Below are 16,859 nucleotides of genomic sequence, written 5' to 3'. Positions count from 1 at the left end.
GCAAAAACGCCGGCAAAATAGATTAAAATCACACAATATCCAACCATTCGGATGAACATATGACCCATACCGTCCACCTGCATTTGGAAGAAACCGGCAACTCGGCGTTGCAACGCCTGTGCGGTTCTTTCGACAGCAACCTCGATTCGCTTGCCAAAGCACTCGATATCCACATCAGCCGCCGTTTTGAACATTTCACCCTCAACGGCGCATTTGCACACGCCGGCAAACGCGCCCTGCTCAAACTCTTGGAAACGGCGCAGACACGCGATTTGGACGACAACGACATCCGCCTTGCCGCCGTCGAAGCACAAACCGAAGATGCCGGGCATCAGGAAAAAAACCATGACCACGCCTATTATTTCCGCACCAAGCGCGGCAGCATCGGCGGCAGGACTCCCAGGCAGAACGGCTATATCCGCGCCCTGCTCAAGCACGACATCGTATTCGGGTTGGGGCCCGCAGGCACGGGCAAAACCTATCTCGCCGTCGCCGCCGCCGTCGATGCGATGGAAAAACACCAAGTCGAACGCATCATTTTAGTGCGCCCCGCCGTCGAAGCCGGCGAGAAACTGGGCTTCCTGCCCGGCGACCTGACCCAAAAAGTCGATCCCTACCTCCGTCCGCTTTATGACGCGCTCTATGACCTGATGGGCTTCGACCGTGTAACCAAACTGATTGAAAAAGGTCTGATCGAAATCGCCCCGCTCGCCTATATGCGCGGCAGGACGCTCAACGGCGCATACATCATCCTCGACGAGGCGCAAAACACCACGCCCGAACAAATGAAAATGTTCCTGACCCGCATCGGCTTCGGCGCGAAAGCCGTCATTACCGGCGACACCAGCCAAATCGACCTGCCCAAAAACATCAAATCGGGATTGAAAGACGCGCGTGAGAAACTGCGCGGCGTGGAAGGGCTGTATTTCCATACCTTTACCGGCGAAGACGTTGTCCGGCATCCTTTGGTTCAAAAAATCGTCGAAGCCTACGAATCGGCAGAACCTGAACGGGAATGACGGAGCGGATGCCGTCTGAAACCCGATGCACGGAAAATCGGGCAGAAAAAACGGATACGGAAGCAGGATTCCGTATCCGTTTCTTTATCCGTCCAAGCGATACATCAATCGAATTTTCTGCATCGGATTGCCTCATCTTCGCAAAACATTGCCGAAGTTTCGCGGTTGCACGCCTGACGCACTTTCTGCCGCGCCACGCCTTCATTCCGGCCGCCTGCCTCAAACGTCTTTTGAAAAGGCGTAACGCTGCATACATACATGGCGGAATTTGAACCGGAAAGGTCGGTTTTGACGGTATTGCCGCCGCTTTCCAATACGGCGACACGGTGTTCCAACTGTGCCAAACGTGCTTCCAAATCGCCGGTTCTGCCGGCAAATGCAGGCATGGCGGCACACGCGGTCAAAATGCCCAAAATACATTTTTTCATCAATTCTTCCTTGTTGCCCGAACCCTGCCCGCCCGGACATCCTTTTTCAGGGCGGCAGGGTCAGACTTTATTTGCAGGGATGAAGTCCCTCACAAATCAGGATAATACATGAAACGGCACTTTATGCTTCATCCTATGCGTTGAAACTTCATTGCTCCTTGTCTGTTGACCGTTATTCCCAATCCATTCCCGCAACTTTCGGTTTGGGCTTGCGCCTGCGCCGGCGGCGTTTTTTCACCTGTCCTTCGTTTTTCCCGTTCCGGGCGGCTTCGTTTTTGGTCATATCGGCCCGCTGTTCCGGCGATGCCGTCTGAAACGCCGTCCACCACTCGGCAAGGGCGCGGTCCGCATTGCCGGTTTCGGCGCGCAAGAGCAGGAAATCATAAGCGGCGCGGAAACGGGCCTGTGCAAACAGTTTGTGCGGCCTTGCGCCTTTGCGGTTCTCAAACTGCGGCTGGAACATCCAAATTTCGCGCATCGTGGCGGAAAAGCGTTGCGGCACGCCCCAACCGCGTTCGACGGTTTCGCGCATCGTATTGATTGCATCGGACATGGCGGGCGCGGGTTTCAAACCCTGTTGCAGGTTTGCCTGCCAACGGCGGTCCAATTCCGGCCACATTAGGGCGGCCAACACGAAGCCGACCGAAACCGATTTGTCGGCGCGCAGCCTTTCGTCGGTATTTTTCAGTGCAGACGCCGTCATTTTTCCGGCGATGCCGTCTGAAACGCCCAAGGCATCCAAAAGCGGGTGGATGCCGGTGCAGTCAAACCGCCGCAAAACCTGCAGACACGCCGCCGCGTGCCCTGAAAACAGCAGCTTCATGATTTCGTCAAACAGCCTTGCCACAGGTTCGTGCTTCAGACGGCATATCGATTCGGCAATCGGTGCGGCGGTTTCTTCCGACAGTTTGAAGCCCAATTTGCCCGACAGGCGGATGGCGCGCAAAATCCTGACGGGGTCTTCCTGATAGCGTTCGGCAGCATCGCCGATCATGACCAGCCGGCGCGCGGCAATATCGGCAACCCCGTTGTGGAAATCCAAAATTTCTTCTGTTTCCGGGTCGTAATACAGCGCGTTGCAGGTAAAGTCGCGCCGCATCGCGTCCTCCCCGATGCTGCCGTAGGTGTTGTCCTTCATGATTCTGCCGCGCGCGTTCTGCTGAACCTTCGCACCGCCCCGGAAAGTCGTTACCTCTATGGTTTCCGCTCCGTTCATAACGTGGACGATTTGAAAACGCCTGCCGATGATGCGGCTGCGGCGGAAGAGTTTGTGCACCTGTTCGGGCGTGGCATCGGTTGCGACATCGAAATCCTTGGGTTCGATGCCGAGCAGCAAATCCCTGACCGCGCCGCCGACCACATAAGCCTGAAACCCCGCCTCTTTCAGGCGGCGTATGACGTTTTCGGCGGCAAAGCTCAACATTTCGGCACGGATGTTGTGTCTTTCGGCAGGAATGACCGTTTTACTTTCCGCTTTTTTACTGCTCCGACTGGAAGGCAGCATCTTATTCAACCATTTTTTCAACATAAATACTCTGACCCGGAGAGCGGCATCTCCACGGGCAACCGTTTCAGACGGCATCGGGCGGTACGATTCCGCAAGATGTCGAAAACCATAAACAAAAGGCGTAGAAACTACGCCGTCCGAATCGCGCCGCCCTTGCGGCGGCAACGCGTCATTATAACAGATTGCCCTCCAAAAAAATCAGACCCTGCTTTTGCGGCAGAGTCTGAAATTTGATGCACCTTTTCCGATTGGGAACATTCCCGTCGTACAAACAACAGAAATCACATTCAAACAGCGTTCCGCCGCCTCTACGCCGCTTCCCAGTAGTCGATATAAAGCTGTAATTCGAGATTATTCCGCCATTCGTTGGCAACGGGGCGGTACACCGTGCGGATGTATTCGGGAATGTCTTCGCTACAACGCCAAAACATGGCTTCAAATTCGCAACCGTCTTTTTGCAGCCACGCTTTTTTGTGTTTACCCTCCGCGCCCAAAGGCTGCTGGCGGACAACATGAAATTCGTCGGTAAAACTCGGCGGCGCGAAGCCCTGTCCCCAAACGTGTCGGGCAAGGTTTTGCGCCTGTTCCAACGTGATGTCACGTGCAGGCAGGCTGCCGTCGGTGATGAAAGTTTGCGACAAATCGTCTTCGCACACCATTTCGCGCACGGCTTCTTCAAAGGCCGTCTGAAACGCGGGAATATTGTGTTCAAGTATGCTCAAACCCGCCGCCATCGCGTGTCCGCCGAATTTCAAAATCAAATCGGGATGGCGTTTGGACACCAAATCCAAAGCATCACGCAGGTGCAGGTTGGGAATGGAACGCCCCGAACCGCGCACTTCGCCGTTGTCGGCAGGCGCAAACACGATGGTCGGACGATAAAAACGGTCTTTGAGGCGGCTGGCAACGATGCCGACCACGCCTTGATGGAAGTCGTCGCGGTAGGCGACTAGGGTCGTCTGACCTGAAGGTAGGGTTTCGGGAAAGGCGTTCAACGCGTCTTGCAGCATAGATTGCTCGATTTCGCGGCGTTCGATATTGAGGTTGTTCAACTGCGCCGCCAGTTCCTGCGCTTCGGCATCATCTCGCGCCAACAGGCAGGCGATGCCGACCGACATATCGTCCAGCCGTCCGGCGGCGTTGATGCGCGGGCCCAATGCAAAACCCATATCGAAAGGCTGGGCCTTGCGCCAATCCCGTCGCGCCACTTCAAACAAGGCGCGGATGCCGGGGCGCATTTTGCCCAAACGCATCCGTTTCAAACCTTGCGACACGAGGATGCGGTTGTTGTGGTCTAGAGTAACGACATCGGCAACGGTACCGAGTGCGACCAAATCCAAAAGGTCGCCCAGATTCGGCTCTTTCATGCCGTCTGAAAAATAATTGCGGCGGCGCAATTCGGCACGCAACGCCGTCAACACATAAAAAATTACGCCCACGCCCGCCAAGCTTTTGCTTTGGAAACCGCAGCCTTTTTGGTTCGGATTGACAATGATGCAGTCGGGTACGGTCTCGGCAGGCAGATGGTGGTCGGTTACAATCACATCCAAACCCAAAGCCTGCGCGCGCGCCACGCCTGCGATACTGGCAATGCCGTTATCCACCGTAATCAGCAAATCCACACCTTGCTCTACCGCGATTTCAGCCAGTTCGGGCGTTAAGCCGTAGCCGTGCTCAAAGCGGTTGGGCACGAGGAAATCCACTTTCGCGCCCATCGCCGCCAAACCGTCCAAACCGACGGCACACGCAGTCGCGCCGTCGGCATCATAGTCGGCGACAATCAGGATTTTTTCCTTGCGCCCAACCGCATCCGCCAAACGGCGGGCGGCGGCTTCGCAATTCGTCAGCGTTTGATAAGGCAGGAGGGAAGCGAGTTTGTCGTCCAATTCGGCAGGACTTTGCACACCGCGCGAGGCACAAAGCCGGGCGATTAAAGGATCGGCACCGGCGGTGAGCAAATGATTAAAAACGTTGGTATTGACGGATCGGGTTTGGATTTTGACGGACATAGCGCGGGGTTTTACAGTGCGGGTGTGCTTGAAATGCCGTCTGAAGGCTTTTCAGACGGCATTACCGTTCATTTGTCTGAGGAATTCGAGACTGCAATCAACGCCGCGATAGGCAAGGCCAGCACCGCGCCCGCCGCATCCAGTATCAACGTGGTGGGCGTATATGCAATATTTTCAAACAGCTTGAGTTTGTCGGTATATTTTCCCTCAACCATATAATAAATCTCGACAGGCACACTTTGCTCAAAATGGTAATCGGCGTTCAGTTTTTGCGGTGTGGCGTAGTATTTGCCTTTGGCGGATACGCAGCGCGTGTAAATGGTCTGATTGTCGAGTTTGACCGCTTTAAACTCAAGCTGTTTCAGCTTGGCGATGTCGGCAGGTCTGTCGGTATCGTAGCGCAGGCAAAGGCCTCCGGTACTGAAATTCTGGCTGCCGGGTGCTTCGAGTTTGACCGGCAGGGCTTGGTGGCGGGCATAGCTCGGGGTATCCTCAACTATTTGGAAGGGCTTGTCCAGCCCGGCCTTCAAAATGCCCGTCAGCTTCGCCGAATCTTCAGGATTGACGACGAACCAGTATTTCCCGCCCATCATCACCAGGCTGCCCTTTTCCAATTGGGCATTGTCTTCGGCAACCACACCGAAGGCGCGGATTTGGTCTTTGTCAACGTGTTTGCGGGCGGTCGTTTCGCTGAACGGGTTGTTCACACCCCACATCATTACCGTACAGCCGTTAAGCATCAAGGTTGCCGCCAAAACGGCGGCGGTCGTTTTACGGAACAACATTTTATCCTCCAATCAGAATGACGGCGGATGCCGTCTGAAAATATGCCTAAATTTCCTCGTCCCCGTTTTCCATCACGGTTTTCAATTCTTGAAACAGGGCGCGGAAATTTTTCGGCGGTTTGTTTTGCTCCTGCTCTTTTTTGGTATTGCGGATGAGCGTCCTCAGCTTGCCCGCGTCCGCATGCGGAAAATTCGATATAAACTGCGTCAACGCACCGTCGTCTGCCAACAGCCGTACGCGCGCCTGTTCCACGCGTTGCAAAAAGGCATTGTGCGCCGCATCGTCGCCGCGCAGCTTGGCAAGAAACGCCTCGATGGGCGCGGGATCGGTATCGCGCATCAGCCTGCCGATAAATTGCGCCTGCCGCTTGAGCGCGCCGTTGGACGTAATTTTTTTATAGGTAACGACGGCTTCGTACAAATCTTCGTCCAAGCCGATTTTTTTCAGCGTGTCGCTTGAGAGCTTGGTCAGTTCCATACCCAAATCCTGCAAACCGTTCATCTGCTTTTTCATTTGGGTTTTGCTGATCCACTCGTCTTCTTGTTCAAACATCTTCATTCTCAAATTTTATCCGACGGGCGCATTTTAACAGAATGCCGCCGCGTTCAGACGGCATTTTGCACCGCACGCCCTGCAAACGGCGCGCTTTTGCCCCTGCCGCCCGAAACGGTTAAAATGCCGCAACGCTCCACCAAGAAAGATTGTTATGCTATTCAACCACACCGCTTCCGAACTCCTCGACCTCTGCCGCCGCACGCTCGACTTGGCAAAAGCGACGGGCGCAACCGCCGCCGAAGCCGATTTCAGCGAGTCGCTCGGTCAAAGCGTCAGCGTGCGCTTGGGCGAAATCGAACAAATCGAGTTCCAGCAGGACAAATCGCTGGACATTACCGTTTACGTCGGCAAACGCAAAGGCCGCGCCGGCACTGCCGATTTCTCCGAAAAAGCCCTGCAAGACACCGTCAAAGCCGCCATCGACATCGCCCGCCACACCGCCGAAGACGATTGCGCCGGACTTGCCGACCCCGAGTTGATGGCAAAACACATCGGCGACCCCGACCTCTACCACGAATGGGATTTGGATACGGAAGCCGCCGTCGGCTTGGCAAAACAATGCGAACAGGCAGCGTTGGACACGGACAGCCGCATCGAAAACTCCGAAGGGGCGGCGGTGCAAACCGGCCATTACCAATACGTTTACGGCAACACCCACGGTTTTGCCGCACACCGGCAAAGCACGCACCACAGCATTTCCTGCAGCGTCGTTGCCGCCGACGAAAGCGGAATGCAGCGCGACTACTGGTACGATTCCGCCTGCCGCCATCCGGATATGGACAGCCCCGAAACCATCGGTCAAACCGCCGCCCGCCGCACTTTGCACCGACTCGGCAGCCGCAGCATCCCGACAGGCAGCTACCCCGTCCTCTTCGATACCACCGTTTCGGGAGGTCTGATCGGACACCTCGTCGGTGCGCTCTCCGGCGGCGCGCTCTACCGCCAAAGCAGCTTCCTGATCGACAGCATAGGGAAACAAGTCCTGCCCGATTTCCTTAACCTGCGCGAAGAACCGCACATCCCCCGCTCTTTCCGCAGCAGCTATTTTGATGCGGAAGGCGTTGCTACCGCACCGCGCTTCGTAATTCAAAACGGCATTGTCGAAGGCTATTTCCTCAGCAGTTACAGTGCGCGCAAACTCGGTATGCAGACCACGGGCAACGCCGGCGGCGCGCACAACCTTTATTTGAACCATACGCACAAAACGCAATCCGACCTGCTGAAAGAAATGGGGACTGGATTATTGGTTACCGAACTGATGGGACAGGGCGCGAACACCATTACCGGCGACTATTCGCGCGGCGCGGCGGGTTTTTGGGTGGAAAACGGCGTGATTGCCTACCCCGTCCACGAGATTACCGTAGCCGGACGCTTGCAGGATATGTACCGCGACATTGTCGGCGTGGCGGATGACGCTTTGCGGCGTTCGTCCAACAAAATCGGCTCGATTCTGATTGCGGGGATGACGGTTGCCGGAAGCTGAACGCCCTGCCGATGCCGTCTGAAGACGAAGGCAGCACGTTTTGCCCCGTGCCTGCCCTTTTGCCGTCTTATGCCGCACCGCCTTTTACCGGCGACATTGCACATTTTTTCATCAGCACTGATTTTTCCTTATCCGTCAAAATACTAAGCCACTTGTCCACAACAGGGTACACACAAGTTCAGGATAAGGCGTGCGGAGATTGGGGGTTTTTCCGCCGTCGGCTTCAGACGGCATTTTGCCGTCGGGCGGGATGGGCGCGCCCAATCCGCAGGAAGTTTCCCGGTTTGCCTGCCGATGCCGTCTGAAGCCGGCTTTGCACCGTCCGGACCGCCCGACCCGGAAAACGGCAAAACAAAACGGCAGGACATCGTCTGTCCTGCCGTTTCACAATATACGGTTTCCCGTACACTCGGGATTAAGCAGCCTGAATGTTAGCAGCTTGTTTGCCTTTAGGGCCGGTGGTTACGTCGAAAGACACGCGTTGGCCTTCTTTCAGGGTTTTGAAACCTTCCATATTGATCGCTGAGAAGTGAGCGAACAAATCTTCGCCGCCTTCGTCAGGAGTGATGAAACCAAAACCTTTAGCGTCGTTAAACCATTTTACGATACCGGTTGCCATTAGAAACTTCCTATACTTAAAAATTAACAAAATCAGCAAAATAAGGCATACAGCAAACTTAAACGTTCAGCGTTTCTCCCCAGCTTTATATACTTGGTCGAGTGCCAGCTTCTGCTTAACCGTCTTTTTACATTTGTTAAGACAAAACGTCAAGCTATGTTTGCAAAAAAGTGGGAAAATAGGTAAAAGTACCGAAAATACAACAAAAATGCCGCTTGAACGCGGCTTTCAAATGGGACACGCTATGACCGCGCAACACCAATCCGACACGCTTTTGCACCGCCTGGACACGCAGCCGCCGAAACGTTACGGCGTATTTTTATTAAACGACGATTACACCACAATGGAATTTGTCGTCGAAATCCTGACCGAAATCTTTATGCTCGGGCAGGAGCAGGCGGTGGCGGTGATGCTTTTGGTTCATCACGAAGGCAAAGGCCTGTGCGGCACTTACACGCGCGACATCGCGCAAACCAAGCAGCGGCAGGTGATGGACATGGCGAAAGCCGAAGGGCATCCGCTGCAATGTATTGTCGAGGAGATTTGATATGCTTGCACCCGAATTGGAACAGATTTTGCAGCAGCTTTACCGCGAGGCGCGCAACGCCCATTATGAATTTATCAGCCTCGAGCATCTGCTTTTGGTACTCATCGAAGAAGATGCCTCCGTCCACAACGTTCTCAAGCTCTGCGGTACGGATTTGAAAGTGGTGTCCGAACAACTCGCCGCCAGCGTTGCCGAAAACACCCCCCTGATTCCCGACCACCTTTTAGACACGGTCGAAACCCGGCCCACGCTGGGCTTCCAACGCGTGATGCAACGGGCGATGGTGCATACCCAATCGGCAGGCAAAGCCGCAGTCGAACCGTTGGACGTTTTGGTCGCGCTGATGAGCGAAACCGACAGCCACGCCGTTTATTTTTTGGGTTTGCAATCGGTTACGCGTTTTGAAATTTTGCGCTGCATCGCCCACGGTTCGCCCGATGAAGATGAAGACGATGGCAACCCTGCTTCAGACGGCATCGCCGGCGATGGCGAAAGCCGCACCGCATCGGGCAAAAACCCTTTATCGGCGTACACCGTCAACCTCAACGCCGAAGTCAAAGCCGGCCGTATCGATCCCTTAATCGGCAGAAAACACGAAATGGAACGGCTGGTGCAAATCCTGTGCCGCCGCCGCAAAAACAATCCGCTTTTAGTCGGCGAGGCCGGCGTGGGCAAAACCGCGCTGGCGGAAGGTTTGGCACATCAAATCGTCAATGGCGACATTCCCGACGCGCTCAAAGATGCCGAAGTGTACGCGCTGGATATGGGTTCGCTTTTGGCGGGCACGAAATACCGGGGCGACTTTGAAGCGCGTATCAAATCCATATTGAAACAGCTCGAAAAAATCCCACACGCTATTTTGTTTATCGACGAAATCCACACCATCATCGGCGCGGGCAGCACCGGCGGCGGCACGATGGACGCGTCCAACCTGCTCAAACCCGCATTGGCGAAAGGTACGCTGCGCTGTATCGGCGCAACCACTTACGACGAATACCGCACCATTTTCGACAAAGACCACGCCTTAAGCCGCCGCTTCCAAAAAATCGACGTGGTCGAACCCACCGTGTCCGAAACCGTGCAAATCCTGCGCGGCTTGAAACCGATGTTTGAAGGCTTCCACCAAGTCCGCTACACGCAAGGCGCACTCGAAGCCGCCGCCGAACTTTCCGCACGCTACATCAACGAACGCTTCCTGCCCGACAAAGCCATCGACGTGATGGACGAAGCAGGCGCGGCGCAACGGATTCTGCCCAAATCCAAACAGAAAAAAGTCATCGGCAAAGCGCAAATCGAAACCGTCATCGCCAAAGTTGCGCGGATTCCCGAAAAAACCGTGTCGCACGACGACAAACAAGTGCTGCAATTCCTCGGCCGCGATTTGAAAAACATGGTTTACGGTCAGGAAAACGCCATCGACGCGCTGGTTGCCGCCGTCAAAATGTCGCGCTCGGGCTTGGGGCTGCCCGACAAACCGATAGGCAGCTTCCTTTTCTCCGGCCCGACCGGCGTGGGCAAAACCGAAGCCGCCAAACAGCTTGCCTATTCGCTGGGCATACCGCTGCAACGCTTTGATATGTCCGAATACATGGAACGCCACGCCGTATCGCGCCTCATCGGCGCGCCGCCGGGCTACGTCGGCTTCGAACAGGGCGGCCTTTTGACCGAAGCCGTCAACAAACAGCCGCATTGCGTATTGCTCTTGGACGAAATCGAAAAAGCCCACCCCGACATTTTCAACGTCCTCCTGCAAGTCATGGACGCAGGCAAACTGACCGACAACAACGGCAAGAGTGCCGATTTCCGCAACGTCATCCTGATTATGACCACCAACGCGGGCGCGGAAAGCCTCAGCCGCCCCGGCCTCGGCTTTACCGCCAAACGCGAACGCGGCGACGAAATGCAGGCAATCAACAAGCTCTTCACGCCCGAGTTCCGCAACCGCTTGGACGCGGTTATCCCGTTTGCACCCCTGTCCGAACCCATTATCGCCAAAGTCGTGGACAAATTCCTGCTCCAGCTCGAACACCGGCTCCTCGACAAGAAAGTCGAAGCCGAATTCACACCGGCCTTGCGCAAATATCTGGCGGAAAAAGGTTTCGACCCGCAAATGGGTGCGCGCCCGATGCACCGCCTGATTCAGGAAAAAATCCGCAAACCGCTCGCCGACGAACTCCTGTTCGGCAAACTATCCGACGGCGGCTTCGTGCGGATAGACTGGGATGCGGCAAAAGAAGAAGCCGTGTTGAAGTTTAAGAAAAGCAAGGTCAAAATATAGTGGATTAACAAAAACCAGTACGGCGTTGCCTCGCCTTGCCGTACTATTTGTACTGTCTGCGGCTTCGTCGCCTTGTCCTGATTTAAATTTACTCCACTATAAAAACCGCCTCCGCATAAAATCAAAAATGCCGTCTGAAAGGTTCAGACGGCATTTTCTTTCAAACAAAATTACCAATCGTGTTTAAGCCAAATTTTCCAGCATCCATTTGACGTAGCGGTCGACACCTGATTTGACATCGAAAAATTCTTCCTTGTATCCGGCTTCGCGCAATTTGGTAATGTCGGCTTGGGTGAAGCTTTGGTATTTGCCTTTGAGCGCGTCGGGAAATGGGATGTAGCGGATAAGTTCTTCTTCTACCAGCTCTTTCAAGCTCATTTCAGGTTTGCCTTCGGCGGCGCGGCAGGCGTTGACGGTGGCGGCGGCGAGTTCGTTGAACTGTTGGCTGCGGCCTGTTCCAAGGTTGTAGATGCCGGAGAGGTTGGGATGGTCGAAGAAGTAGAGGTTGACTTTGGCAACGTCTTCGACGCTGACGAAGTCGCGGGTTTGTTCGCCGTTGCCGTAGCCGTCGTTGCTGCCGAACAGGTTGACGTAACCGTGTTCGCGGTATTGGTGGAAATGGTGGAAGGCGACGGATGCCATGCGCCCTTTGTGTTGTTCGTGTTGTCCGTAAACGTTGAAGTAGCGGAAGCCGACGACTTGGGCAGTGAGACCTTCTTTCATGCGGCGGCGCAATACTTGGTCAAACAGGAATTTGGAGTAGCCGTACACATTGAGCGGTTTTTCCAGTTCGCGCTCTTCGCGGAAGATTTCGCCTTTTCCGTAAACCGCCGCACTGGAAGCATAAAGGAAGGGGATGCGTTCCTCCTGACACCAGTCCAGCAAATCCAGCGTGTACTGGTAGTTGTTTTCCATCATATACAAACCGTCGTGGTTCATCGTATCGGAACACGCGCCTTGATGGAACACGGCTTCGATGTTTTGATAAGGTAAAATGTGTTCCCTCACTTGGCGGATAAATTCGTGTTTGTCGAGATAATGGGCGATTTCGCACTCGGCAAGGTTTTTGAATTTTTCGCCTTTTGTCAGATTATCGACGGCAACAATGTCGGTAATACCGCGCTGGTTAAGTGCTTTGACGATGTTGCTGCCGATAAAGCCGGCCGCGCCTGTTACGATGATGGTCATATTGGGTTTCCTTTGTTTTGACTTTTCAGACGGCGTTGGAAAACACCCTGCCGCCCGGAAATAAAAATTTGTTGCCTCAATGATTTGCCTATACCGGCTTCAGACGGCGTTTAAACTTTTGAGGCCGTCTGAAACAGCAATTACTGCTCTTCCAATGCCTTGTTCAACTCGTCAAACGAGCAGACCGCCGTACCGAGTTTCGCCACGACAACCCCTGCCGCAGTATTGGCAAGGTGCATGGCTTCAGGCATCGTGCAGCCTGCCGCCAGCCCCAAGCCCATTCCGGCAATAACGGTGTCGCCTGCACCGGATACGTCGTAAACTTCTTGGGCGCGGGTGGGCTGGTAAATGGGTTCGCCTTCGCTGAACAAGGTCATGCCTTCTTCGCTTCGGGTCAGTAAAACGGCGGTCAAGTCGAGGTGGCGGCGCAGGTTTTGGGCTTTTTCGGTCAAATCATTTTCGTTTTTCCAACTGCCGACCACTTCTTTCAATTCGGCGCGGTTGGGCGTAATCAGTGTGGCACCGGCGTATTTTTCGTAATCGTCGCCTTTGGGGTCGATTAATACAGTTTTGCCCGCGTGTTTCGCCCAATCGATCATATCGGAGATGTGCGACAGGCCGCCTTTGCCGTAGTCTGAAAAAATAATTGCGTCGTATTCGGGCAAGATTTCGCGGTATTTCTGCTTGATTTGTTCCAACACTTCACGGTTGGGATGTTCTTCAAAATCAAGGCGGATAAGCTGCTGGTTGCGGGCGATGACGCGCAGTTTGACGGTGGTGGCGATTTGTTTATCGCGCATCAGATAGGAGGTAACGCCGTCCTGCACCATCAGCGCGTCGAGCGCGTCGGCGGCTTCGTCATCGCCGGTTACCGACAACAGCCCTGCTTTGCCGCCCAACGAAGCGATATTGCGCGCAACGTTCGCCGCACCGCCCGCGCGTTGGTCGATACGTCCGATTTTTGCCACCGGCACAGGGGCTTCAGGCGAAATACGGGACACGTCGCCAAACCAATAGCGGTCGAGCATCACGTCGCCGACCACCAGGACTTTGGCTTGCGAGAAACGGAATTTGAGGGTTTCTTGTTGAAACTTGGCGGGCATTTTATGCACTCCAAAATAAGTTGTTTTTTGTGTGTGAAAACTTCACTGTATTCTCAGTAATTATCTGACAAATTTACTGATTAATAATAAAATCCGGCTTTTTATTATTCTTCAAAGTCAAAAGGAGACCAATCGGTAACAGGTGAAAAGCAATCCTCTCCTTCTTTTTTCTCAAAAACGCTACCTATATCCGCCCAAAACAGCTCCCCAACATCTGCTTGATAATGAGTAAGCCGCGTCAAACTATGAAAGGTAAAATTTTCAGGGTTATTCGTGTATTCATCATCTTCTGTTCCGGAAAATACTCGCCATCCGCTGTCAAATGGTAAATCCCCTTGATGTTCCCGATACATAAATTTAATAGGAAGCCCCTCTTCGACAATTTTATGCGACACAATCGCATACCACCCGACAGGGGTATCCTTTACAAGCAAATCATCTTCTGGAAATGCATCATAATCAAAAATATTGCTCACATCCGAACCACATTGAGACATTGGATAAATTCCTTTCTAAGCTAAAATTTTCCGGCTATTTATCTACCGTATCAAAGTGAGGCAGTTTCTTTGAACAGCATCAAACTTGTTGATGTTTAAGCATTTGCCACGCGGTTCACTTCGCGCAATACGGCTACCGGATCGGCGGCTTGGGTAACGGGGCGGCCCATCACCAGATAAGTCGAACCTGCCGCCAAGGCTTCGGCCGGTGTCATAATGCGGCGTTGGTCGTCGTTGTTGCCGGCAACGTCCAAGCGGATGCCGGGCGTGACCAAGACAAAATCCTGCCCCAATTCGCGGCGCAGCGGCGCGGCTTCTTGGGCGGAACAGACCACGCCGTCCAAGCCCGAACTTTGCGCCAGTTTCGCCAAACGGATGACTTGTTCTTCAGGGGCGATGTTCAAACCGATTTCCGCCAAATCGCTTTGCTCCATACTGGTCAACACGGTTACGCCGATCAAGAGCGGCTTCGTGCCGTATCCGGCAACGGCTTCGGCGGCGGCTTCCATCATGCGTCTGCCGCCCGATGCGTGCATATCGACCATCCACACGCCCATGTCGGCGGCAACTTTGCAGGCTTGCGCGACGGTGTGGGGAATATCGTGGTATTTCAAATCGAGGAAAAGTTTGAAACCTTGATTGATTAAGCTTTCCGCCAAATTGCGCCCGGTTGCGGTAAACAGCTCTTTACCGATTTTGATTTGACACAATGTCAGGTCAAGATTGCGGACAAATCCGAGCGTGTCTTTTTCGTTGGCAAAATCAAGGGCGACGATGACGGGGGTGCGTTGTTGCGGAGTTTGGAAGTCGAAAATCAAGGGATTCATAAGATGCCTGCGGATAAACGGTTACAACTTCGATTTTAACAGCTTTCATACACAAAATGCCGTCTGAAAATATTTTTTCAGACGGCATTTCCGACTCGGCAAAACTTATTTGCCCAAACCTTTCAATACTTCGGCTTTCACAGCTTCTACCGGTTGAGTGCCGTCGACTTTGATGTATTTAGGCGCGTGTTCGCCTTCCAGTTTGCTGTAAAAATCGACCAGCACTTCGGTTTGCTCGTGGTAAACGGCAAGGCGTTTTTTCACGGTTTCTTCTTTATCGTCGTCGCGTTGAATCAAATCTTCGCCGGTTACGTCGTCTTTGCCTTCGACTTTGGGCGGATTGTAGGTAACGTGGTAGGTACGGCCGGAAGCCAAATGCACGCGGCGGCCGCTCATGCGGTCGACAATCACGCTGTCGGGTACGTCGATTTCAACAACCGCGTCCAAATCCACACCGGCTTCAACCATCGCTTCGGCTTGTGCCAGCGTGCGCGGGAAGCCGTCGAACAGGAAACCGTTTTTGCAGTCGTCTTGCGCGATGCGTTCTTTGACCATACCGATAATGATGTCGTCGCGCACCAAACCGCCTTCATCGATGATTTTTTTCGCTTCCAAACCCAGCGGCGTACCTGCTTTAATCGCAGCGCGGAGCATATCGCCGGTGGAAATTTGCGGAATGCCGAACGCGGCAGTGATGAATTGCGCCTGAGTGCCTTTGCCCGCGCCCGGCGCGCCTAAGAGTAATGCTTTCATAAAGTCGTCCTTTCCAATATATTTAATAAAGCCGAACAGATTGTTCACAATTCTACACGGCTTGGAGCAATAGTTCAAAAAACCGGCCGCGCACACCGCCGTTTGCAAGCAAATGTTTTGCATACATTTGCCGAGCTTAATATTCACAAGCCGGCAACTTTTTGGGACAATCCCCAAAATTTCAAAACATCGCACCCTACCAAAAAGGAACATCCGTGAAACGCATTTTTCTGTTTTTGGCGACCAATATCGCTATTTTGGTCGTAATCAGTATTGTTTTGGCGGTTCTGGGCATCAACAGCCGGGGCGGCGCGGGCAGCCTGTTGGCGTATTCCGCCGTCGTCGGCTTCACTGGTTCGATTATTTCGCTGTTGATGTCCAAATTCATCGCCAAACAATCGGTCGGCGCGGAAGTCATCGACACGCCGCGCACCGAAGAAGAAGCCTGGCTTTTGAACACTGTCGAAGCCCAAGCGCGGCAATGGAATCTGAAAACGCCCGAAGTCGCCATCTACCGCTCTCCCGAACCCAATGCCTTTGCCACGGGCGCATCGAGAAACAGCTCCCTGATTGCCGTCAGCACCGGTTTGCTCGACCATATGACGCGCGACGAAGTAGAAGCCGTATTGGCGCACGAAATGGCACACGTCGGCAACGGCGATATGGTTACGCTGACGCTGATTCAAGGGGTGGTTAATACCTTTGTCGTATTCCTGTCGCGCATTATTGCCAACCTGATTGCCCGAAACAACGACGGCAGCCAGTCGCAGGGAACTTACTTCCTGGTCAGCGTGGTGTTCCAAATCCTGTTCGGCTTCCTTGCCAGCTTAATTGTCATGTGGTTCAGCCGCCAGCGCGAATACCGCGCCGATGCGGGGGCGGCAAAACTGGTCGGCGCGCCGAAAATGATTTCTGCCCTGCAAAGGCTTAAAGGCAATCCTGTCGACCTGCCCGAAGAAATGAACGCAATGGGCATCGCCGGAGATACGCGCGACTCCCTGCTCAGCACCCACCCTTCACTGGACAACCGCATCGCCCGCCTCAAATCGCTCTAAACCGATTTGAAACGACAAAAACCGTACGCGCAAGCAGTACGGTTTTTTCGTATATACCGTCTGAAAACATCGGGGTTGCCATACCGGCATCGACCTTATCCGTTTCCGCACCGGATACGCCGCATTGATATACCCCGACAAACCGCGTCCAAACAGAAAATATCAGATAAAACAGCGGTAAAAATGCCGTCTGAAACCAATTAGG

The 16,859-nt window shown here is 53.8% G+C and carries 17 protein-coding genes and 1 pseudogene; 6 read left to right on the top strand and 12 right to left on the bottom strand.

Annotated features, from left to right (window positions below; all coding sequences use genetic code 11):
• The first annotated feature begins 59 nt into the window (after nucleotides 1-59).
• Nucleotides 60-1,019: a PhoH family protein gene (locus tag FGL10_RS01590; protein ID WP_019272616.1), complete on the top strand. Its 960-nt coding sequence runs from the start codon at nucleotides 60-62 to the stop codon at nucleotides 1,017-1,019.
• A gap of 104 nt (nucleotides 1,020-1,123) precedes the next feature.
• Here FGL10_RS01590 and FGL10_RS01585 read toward each other — a convergent pair whose 3' ends face one another.
• From FGL10_RS01585 to yjgA, 5 genes are all read right to left on the bottom strand, one after another.
• Complete coding sequence (locus FGL10_RS01585; protein ID WP_003707368.1) at nucleotides 1,124-1,447, bottom strand: hypothetical protein; 324 nt, start codon at nucleotides 1,445-1,447, stop codon at nucleotides 1,124-1,126.
• Between the two features lie 172 nt (nucleotides 1,448-1,619).
• Nucleotides 1,620-2,975 (bottom strand): polynucleotide adenylyltransferase PcnB, encoded by a 1,356-nt coding sequence (locus FGL10_RS01580; RefSeq protein WP_019272617.1) that lies wholly within the window; start codon nucleotides 2,973-2,975, stop codon nucleotides 1,620-1,622.
• Nucleotides 2,976-3,262: 287 nt separating this feature from the next.
• Complete coding sequence (gene recJ, locus FGL10_RS01570) at nucleotides 3,263-4,963, bottom strand: single-stranded-DNA-specific exonuclease RecJ (RefSeq protein ID WP_003707365.1); 1,701 nt, start codon at nucleotides 4,961-4,963, stop codon at nucleotides 3,263-3,265.
• A 68-nt stretch (nucleotides 4,964-5,031) separates the two neighbouring features.
• Nucleotides 5,032-5,748 (bottom strand): YidX family protein, encoded by a 717-nt coding sequence (locus FGL10_RS01565; RefSeq protein ID WP_003707364.1) that lies wholly within the window; start codon nucleotides 5,746-5,748, stop codon nucleotides 5,032-5,034.
• Nucleotides 5,749-5,794: 46 nt separating this feature from the next.
• Nucleotides 5,795-6,301, bottom strand: a complete 507-nt coding sequence (gene yjgA, locus FGL10_RS01560; protein ID WP_036469181.1) for a ribosome biogenesis factor YjgA — start codon at nucleotides 6,299-6,301, stop codon at nucleotides 5,795-5,797.
• Between the two features lie 154 nt (nucleotides 6,302-6,455).
• Here yjgA and pmbA point away from each other — a divergent pair, with 154 nt between their 5' ends.
• A complete protein-coding gene (gene pmbA / locus FGL10_RS01555) occupies nucleotides 6,456-7,787 on the top strand; it encodes a metalloprotease PmbA (RefSeq protein ID WP_036469178.1) in 1,332 nt (443 codons plus the stop codon).
• Nucleotides 7,788-7,798: 11 nt separating this feature from the next.
• Nucleotides 7,799-8,092 (top strand): hypothetical protein, encoded by a 294-nt coding sequence (locus FGL10_RS01550; protein WP_080549626.1) that lies wholly within the window; start codon nucleotides 7,799-7,801, stop codon nucleotides 8,090-8,092.
• Between the two features lie 110 nt (nucleotides 8,093-8,202).
• Here the strand turns inward: FGL10_RS01550 and FGL10_RS01545 are convergent, their stop codons facing one another.
• Entirely contained in the window at nucleotides 8,203-8,406 is a 204-nt protein-coding gene (locus tag FGL10_RS01545) for a cold-shock protein (protein ID WP_002217533.1), read from the bottom strand.
• Nucleotides 8,407-8,650: 244 nt separating this feature from the next.
• On the opposite strand from FGL10_RS01545, the gene clpS reads away from it, so the two are divergent.
• Nucleotides 8,651-8,953 carry an ATP-dependent Clp protease adapter ClpS gene (gene clpS, locus FGL10_RS01540; RefSeq protein WP_050774457.1) on the top strand — a complete coding sequence of 101 codons (303 nt, stop codon included), beginning with the start codon at nucleotides 8,651-8,653 and terminating at the stop codon, nucleotides 8,951-8,953.
• Between the two features lies 1 nt (nucleotide 8,954).
• Nucleotides 8,955-11,231, top strand: coding sequence for an ATP-dependent Clp protease ATP-binding subunit ClpA (gene clpA, locus FGL10_RS01535; protein ID WP_003707352.1), 2,277 nt, complete (start codon nucleotides 8,955-8,957; stop codon nucleotides 11,229-11,231).
• Here the strand turns inward: clpA and FGL10_RS12995 are convergent.
• From FGL10_RS12995 to adk, 6 genes and pseudogenes are all read right to left on the bottom strand, one after another.
• A pseudogene (locus tag FGL10_RS12995) lies at nucleotides 11,178-11,332 on the bottom strand (IS5/IS1182 family transposase); the annotation flags it as partial. The gene clpA and the pseudogene FGL10_RS12995 sit on opposite strands and share 54 nt — an antisense overlap.
• An 82-nt stretch (nucleotides 11,333-11,414) precedes the next feature.
• Nucleotides 11,415-12,419 (bottom strand): ADP-glyceromanno-heptose 6-epimerase, encoded by a 1,005-nt coding sequence (gene rfaD / locus FGL10_RS01530; protein ID WP_003707348.1) that lies wholly within the window; start codon nucleotides 12,417-12,419, stop codon nucleotides 11,415-11,417.
• 140 nt (nucleotides 12,420-12,559) lie between these two features.
• On the bottom strand, nucleotides 12,560-13,522 hold the full coding sequence (gene hldA / locus FGL10_RS01525; RefSeq protein WP_003707346.1) for an ADP-heptose synthase: 963 nt from the start codon (nucleotides 13,520-13,522) through the stop codon (nucleotides 12,560-12,562).
• Nucleotides 13,523-13,626: 104 nt separating this feature from the next.
• Nucleotides 13,627-14,019, bottom strand: coding sequence for a DUF2185 domain-containing protein (locus FGL10_RS01520; protein ID WP_003707344.1), 393 nt, complete (start codon nucleotides 14,017-14,019; stop codon nucleotides 13,627-13,629).
• A gap of 95 nt (nucleotides 14,020-14,114) precedes the next feature.
• Complete coding sequence (gene pyrF / locus FGL10_RS01515) at nucleotides 14,115-14,846, bottom strand: orotidine-5'-phosphate decarboxylase (RefSeq protein ID WP_003707342.1); 732 nt, start codon at nucleotides 14,844-14,846, stop codon at nucleotides 14,115-14,117.
• A gap of 105 nt (nucleotides 14,847-14,951) precedes the next feature.
• Complete coding sequence (gene adk, locus FGL10_RS01510; protein ID WP_013449205.1) at nucleotides 14,952-15,599, bottom strand: adenylate kinase; 648 nt, start codon at nucleotides 15,597-15,599, stop codon at nucleotides 14,952-14,954.
• A gap of 215 nt (nucleotides 15,600-15,814) precedes the next feature.
• Between adk and htpX the strand changes: the two genes are divergently transcribed.
• On the top strand, nucleotides 15,815-16,654 hold the full coding sequence (gene htpX / locus FGL10_RS01500) for a protease HtpX (RefSeq protein ID WP_003707338.1): 840 nt from the start codon (nucleotides 15,815-15,817) through the stop codon (nucleotides 16,652-16,654).
• Nucleotides 16,655-16,859: the final 205 nt, after the last annotated feature.

It is taken from the genome of Neisseria lactamica (assembly GCF_901482445.1).
GTDB classification, from domain to species: Bacteria; Pseudomonadota; Gammaproteobacteria; order Burkholderiales; family Neisseriaceae; genus Neisseria; species Neisseria lactamica.
Note: the sequence above shows the minus strand (reverse complement) of the source record. Positions and strands in the feature narration are given on the sequence as shown.